The sequence below is a fragment of the Natrialba taiwanensis DSM 12281 genome (assembly GCF_000337595.1).
GTDB lineage: Archaea > Halobacteriota > Halobacteria > Halobacteriales > Natrialbaceae > Natrialba > Natrialba taiwanensis.
In genome coordinates this window covers 1-216 of sequence record NZ_AOIL01000015.1, presented here as the reverse complement: position 1 = coordinate 216, position 216 = coordinate 1, and the positions used below count along the sequence as shown (strand labels likewise).

Below are 216 nucleotides of genomic sequence, written 5' to 3'. Positions count from 1 at the left end.
GGAAGCCGGAGTTGCGTCGTGCGTTTTGAAAAACGAACCAGGGAGTGTGCCTGTTTGACGAGTCTAACCCGATCATCGGGGAAGGCGTAGGGAAACCGATATGGCCGCAGTCTTTCGACGAGGGCCACCGTGTTCAAGCGCGGGGAGTCAAACGGGCACGACCCGAAACCGGACGATCTAGACATGGACAAGGTGAAGCGTGCCGAAAGGCACGTG

At 58.3% G+C, this 216-nt stretch carries 1 rRNA gene; it reads left to right on the top strand.

What is annotated here, in order from left to right:
- Positions 1–216 (top strand): 23S ribosomal RNA (locus C484_RS22010); the annotation flags it as partial.